Source organism: Pseudomonas sp. D3-27 (assembly GCF_051132165.1).
Taxonomy (GTDB): domain Bacteria; phylum Pseudomonadota; class Gammaproteobacteria; order Pseudomonadales; family Pseudomonadaceae; genus Aquipseudomonas.
Genome location: NZ_CP071667.1, coordinates 5,141,977 through 5,157,002, shown reverse-complemented (window position 1 = coordinate 5,157,002; position 15,026 = coordinate 5,141,977). Strand labels below are relative to the sequence as shown.

At 62.2% G+C, this 15,026-nt stretch carries 14 protein-coding genes; 3 read left to right on the top strand and 11 right to left on the bottom strand.

The features are described 5' to 3' along the window. Positions 1-21: 21 nt before the first annotated feature. The 6 genes from J3P92_RS23125 to J3P92_RS23100 are packed head-to-tail and all read right to left on the bottom strand — an operon-like array spanning position 22 to position 4,248. Complete coding sequence (locus J3P92_RS23125) at positions 22-1,704, bottom strand: AMP-binding protein (RefSeq protein ID WP_434649191.1); 1,683 nt, start codon at positions 1,702-1,704, stop codon at positions 22-24. After that, on the bottom strand, positions 1,701-2,246 hold the full coding sequence (locus J3P92_RS23120; protein ID WP_420767083.1) for a hypothetical protein: 546 nt from the start codon (positions 2,244-2,246) through the stop codon (positions 1,701-1,703). The genes J3P92_RS23125 and J3P92_RS23120 overlap by 4 nt, the downstream gene beginning before the upstream one ends. Then, on the bottom strand, positions 2,243-2,497 hold the full coding sequence (locus J3P92_RS23115; RefSeq protein WP_264427453.1) for an acyl carrier protein: 255 nt from the start codon (positions 2,495-2,497) through the stop codon (positions 2,243-2,245). Before J3P92_RS23115 ends, J3P92_RS23120 begins: the two co-directional genes overlap by 4 nt. Positions 2,498-2,505: 8 nt before the next feature. Continuing rightward, a complete protein-coding gene (locus tag J3P92_RS23110) occupies positions 2,506-2,763 on the bottom strand; it encodes a phosphopantetheine-binding protein (RefSeq protein WP_420767084.1) in 258 nt (85 codons plus the stop codon). Next, on the bottom strand, positions 2,744-3,553 hold the full coding sequence (locus J3P92_RS23105; RefSeq protein ID WP_434608168.1) for a lysophospholipid acyltransferase family protein: 810 nt from the start codon (positions 3,551-3,553) through the stop codon (positions 2,744-2,746). The genes J3P92_RS23110 and J3P92_RS23105 overlap by 20 nt, the downstream gene beginning before the upstream one ends. Beyond that, entirely contained in the window at positions 3,529-4,248 is a 720-nt protein-coding gene (locus J3P92_RS23100; protein ID WP_420767086.1) for a beta-ketoacyl synthase chain length factor, read from the bottom strand. The genes J3P92_RS23105 and J3P92_RS23100 overlap by 25 nt, the downstream gene beginning before the upstream one ends. Before the next feature lie 355 nt (positions 4,249-4,603). Between J3P92_RS23100 and J3P92_RS23095 the strand changes: the two genes are divergently transcribed. Beyond that, complete coding sequence (locus tag J3P92_RS23095) at positions 4,604-5,374, top strand: ParA family protein (RefSeq protein ID WP_434561032.1); 771 nt, start codon at positions 4,604-4,606, stop codon at positions 5,372-5,374. A 1-nt stretch (position 5,375) separates the two neighbouring features. On the opposite strand, the gene trxC is transcribed toward J3P92_RS23095, so the two are convergent. Next, positions 5,376-5,798 (bottom strand): thioredoxin TrxC, encoded by a 423-nt coding sequence (trxC, locus tag J3P92_RS23090; RefSeq protein ID WP_420767088.1) that lies wholly within the window; start codon positions 5,796-5,798, stop codon positions 5,376-5,378. A 166-nt stretch (positions 5,799-5,964) separates the two neighbouring features. Further along, positions 5,965-6,591, bottom strand: coding sequence for an isochorismate family cysteine hydrolase YcaC (ycaC, locus tag J3P92_RS23085; protein ID WP_420767089.1), 627 nt, complete (start codon positions 6,589-6,591; stop codon positions 5,965-5,967). Positions 6,592-6,794: 203 nt separating this feature from the next. Here ycaC and J3P92_RS23080 point away from each other — a divergent pair, with 203 nt between their 5' ends. Both J3P92_RS23080 and J3P92_RS23075 read left to right on the top strand, forming a co-directional pair. Beyond that, positions 6,795-7,700 (top strand): LysR family transcriptional regulator, encoded by a 906-nt coding sequence (locus tag J3P92_RS23080; RefSeq protein ID WP_434564158.1) that lies wholly within the window; start codon positions 6,795-6,797, stop codon positions 7,698-7,700. A gap of 92 nt (positions 7,701-7,792) precedes the next feature. Beyond that, positions 7,793-8,059 carry a hypothetical protein gene (locus tag J3P92_RS23075; RefSeq protein ID WP_434649189.1) on the top strand — a complete coding sequence of 89 codons (267 nt, stop codon included), beginning with the start codon at positions 7,793-7,795 and terminating at the stop codon, positions 8,057-8,059. A gap of 194 nt (positions 8,060-8,253) precedes the next feature. Here the strand turns inward: J3P92_RS23075 and selO are convergent, their stop codons facing one another. The 3 genes from selO to J3P92_RS23060 are packed head-to-tail and all read right to left on the bottom strand — an operon-like array spanning position 8,254 to position 14,894. Continuing rightward, a complete protein-coding gene (gene selO / locus J3P92_RS23070) occupies positions 8,254-9,717 on the bottom strand; it encodes a protein adenylyltransferase SelO (RefSeq protein WP_434649188.1) in 1,464 nt (487 codons plus the stop codon). 37 nt (positions 9,718-9,754) lie between these two features. After that, positions 9,755-13,117, bottom strand: coding sequence for a mechanosensitive channel MscK (gene mscK, locus J3P92_RS23065; RefSeq protein WP_420767092.1), 3,363 nt, complete (start codon positions 13,115-13,117; stop codon positions 9,755-9,757). Between the two features lie 34 nt (positions 13,118-13,151). After that, positions 13,152-14,894, bottom strand: a complete 1,743-nt coding sequence (locus J3P92_RS23060) for a potassium/proton antiporter (protein WP_434649186.1) — start codon at positions 14,892-14,894, stop codon at positions 13,152-13,154. Between the last annotated feature and the right edge of the window lie 132 nt (positions 14,895-15,026).

The following is a 15,026-nucleotide window of genomic DNA, read 5'->3' as shown; positions in this document are numbered from 1 at the left end:
CACAGAAGCACAGCGGTGCGGTTAGTCATCGGCCACCCCCAACACAATCCGCCCACTGGAGCACGCCGCTGTGTCATTGCGAAAGGCAAAGTACAACTTGCCGCGCTCACGATCGAAGCGCAGGTGCAGCTGGATTTCATCACCGGGTCGCACCAGTTGCTGGAATTTCAGCACCTCCATGCCGACGAACCGGGGCGGCAAGTCCAGCAATCGACGGCCCAGGTTCAAGGCCCAATCGACTTGCACCACCCCCGGAAGGACCGGCGCGGTGGGAAAATGGCCGCTGAAGTATGCAAGGTCGGGGGGCACCGCCAGGCGCAGGCTCCATTCGCCGTCGGTTTCAATTTGCTCAAGCACCTCAGGGGCTTTTGGACGCGGCGCCATCAACACGGCTTCGACTTCGGCCTGGGGCAGCTTGCCCTGTGCGTTTAACGGCAGTTGCCGCAGCCAGCGCCAGCGCCGGGGCAGCGCCAAGGTTTCACAGTGCCCGCTCAAGTGCTGGCGCAGGGCTTGGGTCACGGCCCGCCGGCCCAGATTGCGCAGGGCCAGCAAGCCGGTTTCGCTGAGCGCCAGCAGGGCACCGAGGGAGGCTCGGTTCTCCTGCACGACGCCCAGCCGTGCATCGCTGACCCATTCGTGGGCCGTCAACGCCTGTTCCAGCATGGGCAGCGAGATGCGCTTTTCTTCGAGCTTGACGATGCGGTCCAAGCGGCCGAGCAATTGGAAGCGCCCATCCGCCGCGATCCGCGCCGCGTCAGCGGTGTGTTCCACATGACCGGCCGGCAAATAAGGCGAGGCAATCAGCAAGGCGCCGTCACTGTCCTGGCTCAGCTCGACACCGGCGAACGGTTGCCACAAGTCGCCGCCCTGGCGCCAGGCAATGCCGCCGGTTTCCGAGCTGCCGAAAACTTCCGTCGGCCATTGTCCCAGGCGTTGTTCGAGACTCTGGGCCGCGTCGGCAGGCAAGGCGCCCCCAGAGGAAAACACCCGGCGCACGCTGCCCAAGGCTGGCCAGTCGAGGTTATCGCCCATGCGCTTGAGCAGCGCCGGGCTCGCGACCCAGGCAAACGCCGGATGCTCGCGACTGGCGCGCTGCATATCCTCCGGGAAGGCCAGTTGCCGACGAACGAAGGTGCGCCCGGCGCACAGCGGCCACAGCACCCGGAACAGCAAGCCGTAGATATGCTGGGCGGCGACGCTGCCGATCATGCAGGCGTCCGGGCCAAGGTCTGCGCCCCACAACTGCTCCAGCGCCTGGACTTCATTGCTCAGCTGGCGCAGGGTTTTTTCGATGCGTTTGGGCTCGCCACTGGAACCGGAGGTGCACAGGGCCAGCCAGCATTGATCGAGATCCAGCTCAGCGGCTTCCAGCGGAGCCTGTCGCAGGTCATTGGGTTGGGTGTCGCCGGGCAGGTCGGTCAGCCACAAGTCGACATCGGCCGACCAGCGCTGGCGGGTCTGCGGTTGCAGGTCAGCGGGCAGCAGCACGCGCGCGCCGGCGCGCCAGGCGCCGAGCAGGGCAACCGCCAGGTCCGCTGCATCATCCAGATGCACGGCCAGGCGCCGGATGCCCCGGGCTTGCAATCCGGCGGCCAGGCTGAGCGCGTCTGTGCGCAGTTGCGCGTGGTCCAGTCCCGGCCCGACCGCTACCGCGCGGCCTGGCTGGGCCTCGAGCAGTATCTGCTCAAGCGTTATCCAATTCATGGGCGGCCTCTTACCCGTTGTCGTATGAGCCATTCAATGGCAAACAGCAGCCCCATCAATCCGTAGGAAATCAGGCCGGTGTACAACATCCACCAGCTCAGCGGCGCCCAAAGGGTCAGGGCGGCGGCGAGCAAACCGTTACACAGGAAAAACACACTCCAGGCCACCGTGACCTGGCGGGTATAAACCACCGCCTTGGCCGGCAACCGTGGTTCGCGCAGGCGGGCCAGACGCTCGATGATCGGCGGGCCGTACTTCAGGCTCAGCGTGAACAGCGCGAGCATGAACGCGCTGATCAACACCGGATACCAGCGCAGCAAGAGCGGGCTGTCGAATACCGCGAGCAACACGCAAAAAAAGATCGCCGTGACCGCCATCCAGCGTTTGCCGGGCCCGGCCTTGCCGAGGAACGCCCGGGCCAGCCACAGGCAGCCCAATAGAAGCCCGAACTGCCAGGGGGCGAAGTGCTCCATGCCGAAATACACCGCAAAAGGGTATAGCAGGCCCGCCAGCAGCAGGCCGAGGCCAATCAGCCGGCTCATGCGGCCGGCTGGACCAGTCGATAGACCGCCTCGACTACATCGTTGACGGTGCGCACCGATTTGAATTCTTCAGCGGCGATTTTCTTGCCGGTCTGGCGCTTGATGTGGTCGATCAGGTCGACTGCATCGATGCTGTCGATTTCCAGATCCTGATACAGGTTCGACTCCAGCGTTACACGCTCAGGGTCCAGCTCGAAGAGCTCGACCAGGGCATTGCGCAGGGTGTTGAAAATATCGTCACGAGTTTGCATGGTCGGTCTCAGGCGCTTTTTGCAGTGACGAAGGCCGCAAGGCTTGCCACGTTGCTGAAATGGTTACGGGTGTCCTTGGCATCGGCGTCGATCTTGATGCCATATTTTTTCTGGATCGCCAGGCCAAGCTCCAAGGCATCCACCGAGTCCAGGCCAAGGCCGTCGCCGAACAGGATCTGATCGTCGCCGATGTCGTCGATACCGATGTCCTCCAGGCCGAGGGCCTCGATGATCAGTTGTTTGATGTCACGGTGCAGATCGCTCATCTTCGGCGAGCTCCTTGATGAAATAGTGATGCAAATAATCGTTAAGCCGGCGTGAAGCCTGTGGCGCGGGGCCCAGCGCGGCGAAAGCCTGTGGGTCTATATCGGCACCGACGCGAAAACTGAAGTGCACGCGGCGCAGGGGGATGCGGTACCAGGGCTCGGCCTTGGTCAAGGTCGTGGGGCTGACCTTGATCGTCACCGGTGTGAGGATTTTCGCACCCCGCAGGGCAATGGCGGCGGCGCCTCGATGAAAGGCCGGCGCTTGGCCCGGCTGGGTGCGCGTGCCTTCGGGAAAAACAATCAGGCATTGGCCATCCTGCAGGGCGTTGCTGGCGGCATCGAGCATGTCCATGCTGCCGTCGTTGCTGATGTATTGGGTCGAACGCAGTGGGCCACGGGTGAAAGGGTTGTCCCACAGGCTTTGCTTGACCACGCAGTTGGCGTCGCGCACCAGCCCGATCAGGAACACCACGTCGATCAGCGACGGGTGGTTGGCGATGATCATCTGCCCCGGGCGGCCGAGTTTCTCCGCGCCATCGATCTGATAGGTGAGCACACCGGTGCGGGCCATGAATCGAATGAAGAACCAGAACAGGCGCCCGACTGTTCTACGGGCTCGCTGCCGATGGGTCTGCGAGTCGCCGGGCAGCGCGTTGAGCAACGGAAACACCAGCAACCGCAGGCACAGCCCACCCAGCCCGAAGAGAGCGAAGCTTGCGGCGGTCGCGAACAAGCGCCAGTAGTAGGCGTCGCGATGTTTACTGGTCACCGGTTGCGTTGCCAGGTCCATAGACGATTCTTCCAGGCATGTTGGCAGGTGAGTTGGTTGCCCAGCAGCGTACGCAACAGATCCAGGGCATGGGGCCAGTCGCTGACCGGCAGCGGGGCCGGCGGATTGGCTAATTGCAGTTGCCAGTCGTCGCCACGGGTCAGCAACAGCCCCACTGCGTAGGGAAACGGTACGTCGTCGACCCAAGGCGCGTAGACGCTGGGCGGTTGCTCTTCGGTGATGACCAGCAACACCGCTGGCGTGCCCTCGTCGAGCAAGGCGGCGGCCTCCAGCATGCCGTGTTCAAGGCCATCGCCCGTCGCGGCCAGGGCCGTCATCTCGCTGGTTTCGCCGCGCATGATCGACCACAAGCCAATCACCGCGTTGTGCACCGACAGGCTGAACTGGGTAGGAGACAGCGGTTGATCCCCGGCCAGGTCCTTGAGAATCTCAAAAGTGCGCGGGGTTTCGCCATGGCGGGAAATAAAGACCAACGGTAGGTCCGGTCGCCCCTCGGCCAGCGGCCAGGCGACACTGAAGGCCATGCGGGCCAGGCGGCTGAGGCGTCGGCGTTGCATGGCGGGCAGGAACGACACGTCAGGGGCCGCATCGCTGACGGGCGGCACGACCGGTTGTCGGCTCCATGCCTGCCAATCGTCCACGCTTTCGAGCCCAGGGGCCCACGCGCGCCATTGGGCGATATTGAAATTGATCACAGACTCATCCCACCCCTGCGGGCTTTTATTGTCACGGTTCAGTGGTTTGACCCGCGTCCAACCCTGCATGGCCTTGCGACCCAAGTGGCGCGCATTATCCCGGTGCGGTTGGCTTGTAGCAAATACTGGTTACATTTCGTCCAGGCAAAATCATCAAGGAACCAGACCCAACACGGGACCGCCATTGTGACGGTTAAAAAGTGATTGTCTGTCAGGCGCTTCCTTCATATACAGGCGAATTGACGCTCGGTTGTCTGAAAAAGCCACCGACGCCGTAATCCGATCATGGGGAAGGTAGCGAAGCGGTGTGTTGCGCTACTACACTCGGGAATCTTTGATACACGGAGGTTTTGTCATGCGGCGTGTGGTGTTCAATCAGAAAGGTGGCGTAGGCAAGTCCAGCATCGCCTGTAATCTGGCGGCGGTCAGCGCCAGCGAGGGGTATCGCACGCTATTGGTCGACCTGGATGCCCAGGCCAACTCCACTCAATACCTGACCGGCTTGACCGGCGATGACATTCCCGTGGGCATCGCGGATTTCTTCAAGCAGACCCTGTCGTCGGGGCCTTTCTCGAAAAAGAACAGGGTCGATATCTACGAAACGCCCTTCGACAACCTGCACGTCATCACGGCCACCGCAGAACTGACCGATCTGCAGCCCAAGCTCGAGGCAAAACACAAGATCAACAAGCTACGCAAGCTGCTCGAAGAGCTGGACGAGGATTACGACCGGATCTATCTGGATACTCCGCCGGCCCTCAACTTCTACGCGGTTTCAGCGTTGATCGCGGCAGATCGGGTATTGATTCCTTTCGACTGTGACAGTTTCTCCCGCCAGGCACTGTATGGCCTGCTGTCGGAAATCGCCGAGCTCAAGGACGATCACAATGAAGAACTGGAAATCGAAGGCATTGTCGTCAACCAGTTCCAGGCCCGCGCCAGCCTGCCCCAGCAGATACTCGACGAATTGATCGCCGAAGGCTTGCCGGTGCTGCCCGTTTACCTGAGCAGCTCCGTGCGCATGCGTGAGTCTCACCAGGCGAGCCTGCCACTGATCCACCTGGACCCACGGCATAAACTGACCCAGCAGTTCGTGGAGTTGCATGGGTTGCTGGAAAACGCCTGATTCAAATCCCCTGGCCGCGCAGCCAGCTCATCAACTGCGGCAAGGGGAACGCGCCGCTTTGGCGTGCTACTTCTCGGCCGTCCTTGAACAGGATCAGGCTGGGTATCGAGCGAATCCCCAACTGCGCCGACAATTGTTGATTGGCTTCGCTATCGAGCTTGGCCAACCGGCACTTGCCGGCCAGCTGCGCGGCGGCCTGTTCGAACACTGGCGCGAAGGATTTGCACGGGCCGCACCAATCCGCCCAGACATCTATCAATAACGGCAGGTCGCCCTTGATCTGGCTGGCGTAGTCGCCTTGCTTGAGTTCGAAGGGTTTGCTCGATAACACCTGGGCCTTGCAGCGCCCGCACTTGGGCTGGTCGCCCAGGCGTTCGGCGGGTATGCGGTTGAGCCCGTTGCAATGGGGGCACGGGATGAGCATCGGGTCGTCTCCTGGAATTTGGTTACTCAGGTTGGACACTATATAGAAACCAACAAAAACCTGTGGGAGTGAGCCTGCTCGCGATGACGGTGTGCAGTCAGGAATCCTGGACTGGCAGACCGCTATCGCGAGCAGGCTCGCTCCCACAGGGTATCGGTGTTGCTGATTATTTGGCCTGGGTCAGCGTGTTGTAGCTGGTCATCAGGTTGCGGTAATCCGGGATGTGGTTGGAGAACAAGGTTGCCAGGCCTTCCACGTCGTTGCGCCAGTCGCGGTGCAGTTCACAGGCCAGGCCGAACCAGGTCATCAATTGCGCACCCGAGGAGGACATGCGGTCCCAGGCCGATTGGCGGGTCAGTTCGTTGAACGTGCCGGAGGCATCGGTGACCACGAACACATCGAAACCTTCGGCCAGCGCGGACAGTGCTGGGAAAGCTACGCAAACTTCAGTCACTACGCCGGCGATGATCAGTTGCTTCTTGCCGGTGGCCTTGATTGCCTTGACGAAGTCTTCGTTGTCCCAGGCGTTGATCTGGCCAGGGCGGGCAATGTACGGCGCGTCCGGGAACAGTGCCTTGAGCTCGGGTACCAGCGGGCCGTTGGGGCCGGTTTCGAAGCTTGTGGTCAGGATGGTCGGCAGTTCGAAGTACTTGGCCAGGTCCGCCAGGGCCAGCACGTTGTTCTTGAAACGGTCCGGGTCGATGTCGCGTACCAGCGACAGCAGGCCAGCCTGGTGGTCCACCAGCAGAACGGCGGCGTTATCTTTGTCGAGACGGTTGTAGGAAGTGGTCATGGCGTAGCCCTCATTAAGTTTTGGTTGCCGAAGGTTCGGCGTGGTTAAGGTTTTTAATGTCGGTACAGCGTTTATTCGGGATTCATCTGGCCGAAGCGCCGGCTTCAATCCGTGTTGCGTTTCGATGTGTGTAGATTAAAACTGGCACCTTTGACGCGCTAGACTGCAAAAATCAGCCTTAGCGTTCTATTTGGAGAACGATCATCGAAGACCTCAACACGCTGTACTACTTCACCCAGGTGGTTGAGCACCGTGGATTCGCCGCAGCGGGCCGGGCGCTGGACATACCCAAGTCAAAGCTCAGCCGGCGTATCGCTCAGTTGGAAGAGCGGCTAGGGGTGCGCTTGCTCCATCGCACCAGCCGGCATTGCACGTTGACGGAGATCGGCCAGGCCTATTACCAGCGCTGCCTGGCGATGCGTGTCGAGGCCGAGAGCGCCGCCGAGGTGATCGAGCGCAACCGCTCCGAGCCCCAGGGCCTGGTGCGCATCAGTTGCCCGACGGCGCTGCTCAACAGCTGGGTCGGGCCGATGCTGACCCGCTACATGCTCAAATATCCGCGGGTGGAGTTGTTCATCGAGAGCACCAACCGCCGAGTCGACCTGATCCACGAGGGGTTCGATATAGCGCTGCGGGTGCGCTTTCCGCCGCTGGAAAACACCGACATGGTCATGAAGGTACTGAGCAACAGCACCCAATGCCTGGTGGGCAGCCCTGCATTTGTAGAGCGATTGTCTTCGCCGGCTTCACCGGCGGACCTTAACGGCCTGCCCAGCGTGCATTGGGGCGGTGCGCAACGGGAGTATCAGTGGGAGTTGTTCGGGCCGGATGGCACCCGAGCGTTGATCCGACATGAGCCGCGCATGGTCACCGATGACCTGCTGGCCCTGCGGCACGCGGTGCTGGCTGGCATTGGTGTCGCCCACCTGCCGACCGTGGTGGTGCGCGAAGACATCGCCGCCGGGCGTCTGGTGGAGTTGGTCCCCGGCTGGACGCCGAAATGCGGGATTGTTCATGCAATCTTTGCGTCGCGGCGTGGGTTGCTACCGTCGGTGCGCACGTTGATCGATTTCCTGGCCGAGGAATTCAGCCACAGTGATATGGCTTAGTGCATTGGCCTCGGGTTGCCATTCATCAGGTGCGCCGCACTGACGGCGCGCCGCGCCCTCAAAACCATACCTGATCACAACCAGGAGGTCCCATGAGCATCCCTCAAGACCCAACCACCCCCAAGACACTGGACAACCCCAACGATGATGGCTTCGTCCTGGGCACCGCTGGCCGCGACGAAGACCCCAACGCCGCCCCGGCCTATGCCGTTGACAGTCGTCACGATCGGGACGAATTGACCCCGGAAGACGCGCATGGAATGCCCGGCTATCCGGAGGAAAAACCGGCAGCGCCGGCTGGGGAAGAGCCAGAATCAGGCATCGAGACGCCCGAACAGGGGAACGATAAGGCGGGATGAGCAGGCTGCGTTGACCTTCGCCCAGTCAATCTTTCACCCGTGGCGAGGGAGCTTGCTCCCGCTCGGCGGCGCAGCCGTCGTAAAACCGGTTGACGCGGTCAGTCTGAAAAAGCGCGTCAGTCCATTCTGGGGCCGCTTCGCAGCCCAGCGGGAGCAAGCTCCCTCGCCACAGGGTTATGTGTTTGGCGGGAGGGTTACGACGAGCAACTGATCTCCAGATGCTTGCCCCATTCCGGCGGCCGCTCGGCGTAGCTGCCCATCCACGATTGTTCTTCAAAAGGATTGCTCAGCACGCTGTGCAGGCGGCGGACTTCTTCGTAATCGCCTGACTCGGCGGCGTCGATGGCTTTCTGGGCCAGGTAGTTGCGCAGCACGTAGAGCGGATTGACGGCGTGCATGCGAACGCGGCGCTGGTCCTGGTCGACCGGGCCCTCGCGGTTGACGCGGGCGACGTACAGCTCGGCCCAGGCATCGAAACCCTTGAGATCGACGAAGTCGTCGCGCAAGGCGGCGACGGCTTGTTCCGGAGCCTGGTCGCCCAGCCGGCGGAAGAACAGGCTGTAGTCGACGCCGCTGTTCTGCATCAGTTGCAGCAGGCGCTCCACCAGTTTCTGGTCCTCTTCTTCGGCGACGGTCAGGCCGAGGCGGCGGCGCATCAGGTCCAGGTAGTGGGCCTGGTACAGGGGAAGGTACAAGCCAAGGGTCTCGCGCAGGGCATCGACGCTGATAAAAGGCGTCAGGGCTTGGGCGAGGGCGCTGAGGTTCCACTGGCCGATGGGCACCTGGTTGCTGAACGAGTAACGGCCCTGGTCATCGGAATGGTTGCAGATGAAGTTGGCGTCGAAGTCATCAAGGAAGGCGAACGGCCCGAAATCGAAGGTGATGCCCAGGATCGACATGTTGTCGGTGTTCATCACGCCATGGCAGAAACCATAGGCCTGCCATTTCGCAATCAGTTCGGCGTTGCGCTCGACGATCTCGCGGTACATCGCCAGGTAGGGCTCGGGCTGCTCCCGGCATTGCGGAAAATGCAGGTTCAGCACGTGCTCGGCCAAGGCGGCATGCAGCTCCGGCTTCTTGGTGTAGTAGAAATATTCGAAGTGCCCGAAGCGCACATGGCTGGGGGCCAGGCGCAGCACCATGGCGGCGCGCTCCTGCTTTTCGCGCCACACCGGGGTGTCGGAGCCGATCACGCACAACGCGCGGGTGGTGGGGATGCCCAAGGCGTGCAGGGCCTCGGAGGCAAGGAATTCGCGAATCGAAGAGCGCAGCACCGCGCGCCCGTCGCCCATCCGGGAGAACGGCGTCTGGCCGGCGCCCTTGAGGTGCAGGTCCCAGTGCTCGCCGGCCTCGTTGTACACCTCGCCCAGCAGCAACCCGCGGCCGTCGCCCAGTTGCGGGTTGTAGTGACCGAATTGATGCCCTGAGTACACCATCGCCCGGGGCTCGGTTTCGGCCCACAGCTTGTGGCCGCCAAAGATCTCGGCGAACAGCGGTGTCTCGGCTTCTGCCGGCTCCAGGTCCAGCAGCGCCATGGCCGCCGGGCTGGCAACCACCAGCCGCGGGTTGTCGATGGGCTCGGGCAGCACATGGGCCGAGAAACCGTCGCCCAGGCGGGCGAAGCGGTTATCGAAGGTCAGCGTTTCCAGCGTTTTCATGGCCGTCTCCGACGGGCCGCCCGCAGGCAACCCGCTGTCAGTCGAGGGTGCCTTGCGGAGGCTCGGGCATCGGCTTGATGCTGGCGACCGTTGAAGGCACGGGCGTGATGGTCTTTTTGTCAGGCTCGGCAGGCACGAGCTTGTATTCCTGGCCTTGCAGGTTCTTCAAGTAGATTTCCATCTGCCGGAAGGAGATGTTGATGTGCTCCTTCTTGAATTCCCGGTTGATGAATCGGTTGATCTCGTCCAGCACCGGGTTTCGATCACCGAGGTCGCGCACGTGCATGCGCAGCTCATGGTCCAGGGTGCTTTCACCGAAGTTCAGGAAGTACACGATCGGCTCCGGTTCCTTCAGCACGCGGGGGTTATCGCGAGCGGCCTTGAGCAGCAACTCGCGCACTCGGTCCAGGTCCGAGCCGTAGTCCACGCCCAATTTCAGGGTCACCCGGGTGACGGTGTCGGTCAACGACCAGTTGATCAACTGCCCGGTGATGAACGTCTTGTTCGGGACGATGATGTCCTTGCGGTCGAAATCGGTGATGGTGGTCGCGCGAATGCGGATCTTGCTCACGGTGCCCGACAGGTTACCGATGGTGATGGTGTCGCCGATGCGCACCGGGCGCTCGAACAGGATCATGATGCCGGAGATGAAGTTGGCGAAGATCTCTTGCATGCCGAAGCCCAAGCCTACCGACAGCGCCGCCACCAGCCATTGCAGCTTGTCCCAGCTCACACCCAGGGTGGACAGCGTCGTGACGAAGCCGACGCCGGCGATCACGTAGGACAGCAAGGTCGTGGTGGCATACGCGCTGCCCTGGGCCAGGTTCAGCTTCGACAGCACGAACACTTCCAACAGGCCCGGCAGGTTGCGGGCCAACGCGAAGGTGATACCGATGATGATCAGTGCCCCGAGCATGTCGCCGATGCTGATGGGCACCATGCTCATGTTGGCGCCGGTGCCGCTGGTGTATTCGTAGAGGGTGATGTTGTCCAGGTAGGAGAACACACTGATCAGGTCCGACCAGACCCAGTACAGCGCGGCCATGAAACCGCCCAGCAGGGCCAGGCGGATCAGGCGCAGGGACTGTTCGTTGACCTTTTCGATGTCCAGGGTCGGTTCCTCGACCACCGCTTCGCCGTCGCCGACCTCCTTGGCCGCCTGGCGCTTGGCCAGGGCACGCTGGTAGGCCAGGCGCCGCGCCGCGACCGAGAGGCCACGCACGAAGGTGGCCTCGATCACCAGCCAGAACATCAGTAGGTACAGCGTGTTGATCAAGCGGTCGCTGAGTTTCAGCGCGGTGTAGTAGTAGCCGAAGCAGACGGCGACGAAAAGCGCGATCGGCAATGCGGTGAACAGCACGCCGACGGCCTTGCGGAACAGCGATGTGTTCTTGTGCGTCGGACTGCTGAGCAACAGCCGGCTGAGTAGCCAGGCCATCGAGGCGTAGCAGGTCAGCACCACCGGCATGCCGAGTACGTCATCGGCCAGGGCTGACGGCTGCAACTCCGCCACGGCCACCACGGCCACCAAGGCCAATACCACCAGCCCGAGCCGACGGATCCAGCCCTGGAGAAATTCGACCTGGGGTTTTTCCCAGCGGAAATGCAGCTCGGCAACGCCGCCTGGCGAGAGGATTCGATAGGCGGTGTAAAACACCAGCCAGGCCTGCCCGATCTGTAGCAAGGCCGCGCCGAGGTTGGTGTTCTGGCCGCGGGCGTCGATCTGCAAGGCGTAGCCGCACAAGGCAAGCGCCAGCGCCACCGGCATGGCCAAAAGGATGTTGATCAGGATCGCCTGGGGTGTGTGCCACTGGCTGTCGCGCTTGAAGTGGCCGACATCCTGGTGAACCTTGTTCAGGCGCGCATAGAGATTCTTGCGGCGCCACAGCAGCGCGCCGATCAACAGCGCCAGGGGCAGGAACAGCAGCGGCCGCTGGGTCAGGCCGTCAGCCAGTTCGCTGAGGCTCGAGGCCCAGGGCAGCGAATCGACTTGTTTTTCCAGGCGGGCCGGCACGCCACGCATCCACTCGAAATCCAGCGGTTTGTTGCTGGGAATCCAGAACATCTGTTCTTCAAGGGTGGCCCGCAGATTCTGTGCGGTGCTGAGCAGTTGTTTCTGGTTGAGCTGCAGCGTGATGGACTCGTTGAGCACCGCGCTCAATTCACGGTTCAGGCGGTCCAGCAGGTCGACGCGGGTCAGGGCCAGTTCAAGCAGGGTCTTGCGCAGCTGTGGGGTGACCTGCTCGGAGGGCTGGGACGCCAGCAGGTTGTCGACGTAGGCTGCGGGATTGTTCAGCAATTCACGTTGCTGGCTGACTTCGAACTGATACAGGCGGATGTCGGCGATCTGGTCGGCCAGGTTCTGGTCCAGCTTCAGGCGCGGCAAGGTCTGGCGCTGCTTGTAAAGAATCTTGGAGAGCAGCAGGCTGCCCTTGAGCACGCTGATCTGCTCGTCCAGGGCGGCATCGGTCTGGGTGACACTGTCCAGCAGTTGCTTGGTCTGCAGGTTCTGCTGGGTGACCTCGTTGAGGCGGTCGGTGCTCTTGAGCAGATAATCGGAAAGCTTGAGGTTGGCCGTGCTTTCGGTCGCCAGCAGGCTGCTGCCGCCGGCTTTCTGCGCTTCGATGGATTGCTGCGTCACCGTTTCCTGGGACTGGGCCAGGCGTTTCTGGTTGATCAGGTTCTGCAGGTCCTGGATTTCCCGCTCCATGCGGTCGATCTTTTCCGAAAGCAGATCGTGCTGGCTATTGCCCAGGTCTTGAAGTTGGCTGTTGCCGGCCAGCTCCTGGCGGCGCAGAGGAATCAGCGCGTTGAGGGCCGCCAGTTCCGCATTGAGCTGGTCGCGCTGCTCGGCGCTCAGCGCCTTGCCCGCATCCCGTCCGGCCTTAAGGATGGCGTTGATCTGCTGGATTCGGGTCTGGCTGGCGGAGATTTCCGCCTGGGCGCGCTCGGGGCGGGTCTGGGCGGTGATGACCAGGCTGTTGGCGTCGGCCAGGGCCTTTTGCAGATCGCTCTGCTGGGTAGAGCGTTCCGTCAGCATTTGCTCTAGCTGGGGAATCGGCAGGTTGGCGTAGCGTTGCGCCACCGGCACCACATTGGTGCCCTTGAGCCGCGCCAGTTCGCGCTGGTTCTCGATGTTCTGTTTGGGCGCGTTGGCCAGTTGCTGCTTGAGGGCGAGCAGTTTCTGTTCGTAGTCGGCCTTGTTGGTCAACTGGGTCAGGGTGTTTTGCAACACGGCCTGCAAGGCTTTCTGGTCGGCTTCCGGGAGCTTGCGGTCGGCGATCTTGTCCAGGCTGGCCTGGACCGAGGTGCTGGTCGGCGGCTCAGCGGCCTGGACCGTGCAGATGGAAAGACCCAGGCCGAGCAGGGCGATGGCGAATAAGGAGCGCAGGGTAGGCATAGAGACCGGTCAAGCAAATGAGAGTGGGAGCAGTTTAGAGGAACAAGCCGGGACCCGGGCGACTTCCTTCGGGGAATCTGACGCCCACTTTGCCAATCTTGTTCCCGTCCATGGCCGCGACGGTCCACAGGGTGTTGTTCCAATCCACCTGGTCGCCAACCACGGGTGCACCGCCGACTTTCTGGGCAATGAAACGGCCCAGGGTCATGTCCGAATCGATGCCGTCCAGCTTCAACCCATACAGCGTGGCAACCGCGGCCAGCTGGGCGTCTCCTTCGAGTACGAAGTCGCCGAAGAAGCGCAAATCCAGGCCCCGTTGCGGTGCCTGGCTGAACAGTTTTCCAAGGGCTGGCAAATCATGTTCATGGCCGATCACGCAGAGCAAATCGTCCACTTCCAGCACCGTACTACCCGACGGATGGAGCAATTGCTGCCCCCGAAACAGGGCCGCGATGCGCGTTCCGTCGGGCATTTTCAAGTCCCGTAGAGGCGAACCGATGCACCACTTTTCCGCACCGAGGCGGTAGATAAACAGTTCCCACTCGCTCGTCACATGTACTTCCAGCGCCGCCCGGGAAATGGGCAGCGGTTCTGGCGGGACGGTCACGTGCAGCAGCTTGGCGACCCAGGGCAGGCTGGTGCCTTGTACCAGCAGTGACACCAGCACGATAAAGAACGCGAGGTTGAAATAGAGCTGCGCGTGAGGCAGGCCGGCCATCAGCGGGAACACCGCTAGGATGATCGGTACGGCGCCCCGCAGGCCGACCCAGGAAATGAAAGCCTTTTCGCGACCATGAAACGCCTTGAACGGCAACAGCCCGACCATGACCGACAGCGGGCGCGCGATCAGGATCATCCACAACGCCAGGCCCATGGCGGGTAAGGCGATGGGCAACAGGTCATGGGGCGTGACCAATAGCCCCAGCACGAGGAACATGCCGATCTGGGCGAGCCAGGCCATGCCGTCGAGCATGTGCAGGATGCCGTGGCGGCTGCGCACCGGGCGATTACCCAGCACGAGGCCGCACAAGTACACCGCCAGGAAGCCGCTGCCGTGCAGGGCGTTGGTCAGGGCGAACACCGCGAGGCCGCCGCTGATGACCAGGATCGGGTAGAGGCCGTTGGCCAGGTTGATGCGGTTGACCAGCTGCAGCATCAACCATCCGCCGCCCAGGCCGATCACCGCGCCGATGCCGAACTCGCGCACCAGATGCCCGAGCAGGCTCCAGTGCAGCCCGGTCTCACCGCTGGCAAGCATGCCGATCAGGGTCACGGTGAGGAACACCGCCATGGGGTCGTTGCTGCCGGACTCGATTTCCAGGGTGGCGCTGACCCGCTCGTTCAGGCCTTTGCCACCGAGCAACGAGAACACCGCAGCGGCGTCGGTAGAGCCAACAATCGCGCCGATCAGCAAGCCTTGGATCAGGTTCAGGTTGAACAACCACGCCGCGGCCATGCCGGTCAGCCCGGTGGTGATCAACACGCCCACAGTGGCCAGCGACAACGCCGGCCACAGTGCCACGCGAAAGCTCGAGACCCGCGTGCGCAACCCACCGTCCAGCAGGATCACCGCCAACGCGAGGTTGCCCACCAGATACGCCGTGGCGTAGTTATCGAAAAGAATACCGGCGCCGTCGACGCCGGCAAGCATGCCCACGGCGAGGATGATCACCAGGATCGGGATGCCCAGGCGCGACGAAAGAGAACTCACCAGAATGCTCGCACCCACCAGCAACGCGCCGATCAAGAACAGGCTGTTGATGGTCGTCGCGGTCAAAGGCAGTACTCCGGGAATCAAGGGACAGGCACAAACTGACCATGCAGTCTGCGTGCCAGCGATTCTAACCTGTTGAAATGTGATGCTGTCAAAAAAGGTTGGGGCATCTTCCTTTTAGCCTTTTACGTGCCA

What these genes read in the sequence shown, in the direction of transcription:
- J3P92_RS23110 (WP_420767084.1), bottom strand. Translation starts at nt 2,763, where the DNA reads ATGAGCGATCTGCACCGTGACATCAAACAACTGATCATCGAGGCCCTC.
- J3P92_RS23115 (WP_264427453.1), bottom strand. Translation starts at nt 2,497, where the DNA reads ATGCAAACTCGTGACGATATTTTCAACACCCTGCGCAATGCCCTGGTC.
- J3P92_RS23105 (WP_434608168.1), bottom strand. Translation starts at nt 3,553, where the DNA reads ATGGACCTGGCAACGCAACCGGTGACCAGTAAACATCGCGACGCCTAC.
- J3P92_RS23075 (WP_434649189.1), top strand. Translation starts at nt 7,793, where the DNA reads ATGAGCATCCCTCAAGACCCAACCACCCCCAAGACACTGGACAACCCC.
- J3P92_RS23125 (WP_434649191.1), bottom strand. Translation starts at nt 1,704, where the DNA reads ATGAATTGGATAACGCTTGAGCAGATACTGCTCGAGGCCCAGCCAGGC.
- ycaC (WP_420767089.1), bottom strand. Translation starts at nt 6,591, where the DNA reads ATGACCACTTCCTACAACCGTCTCGACAAAGATAACGCCGCCGTTCTG.
- J3P92_RS23095 (WP_434561032.1), top strand. Translation starts at nt 4,604, where the DNA reads ATGCGGCGTGTGGTGTTCAATCAGAAAGGTGGCGTAGGCAAGTCCAGC.
- J3P92_RS23120 (WP_420767083.1), bottom strand. Translation starts at nt 2,246, where the DNA reads ATGAGCCGGCTGATTGGCCTCGGCCTGCTGCTGGCGGGCCTGCTATAC.
- mscK (WP_420767092.1), bottom strand. Translation starts at nt 13,117, where the DNA reads ATGCCTACCCTGCGCTCCTTATTCGCCATCGCCCTGCTCGGCCTGGGT.
- selO (WP_434649188.1), bottom strand. Translation starts at nt 9,717, where the DNA reads ATGAAAACGCTGGAAACGCTGACCTTCGATAACCGCTTCGCCCGCCTG.
- trxC (WP_420767088.1), bottom strand. Translation starts at nt 5,798, where the DNA reads ATGCTCATCCCGTGCCCCCATTGCAACGGGCTCAACCGCATACCCGCC.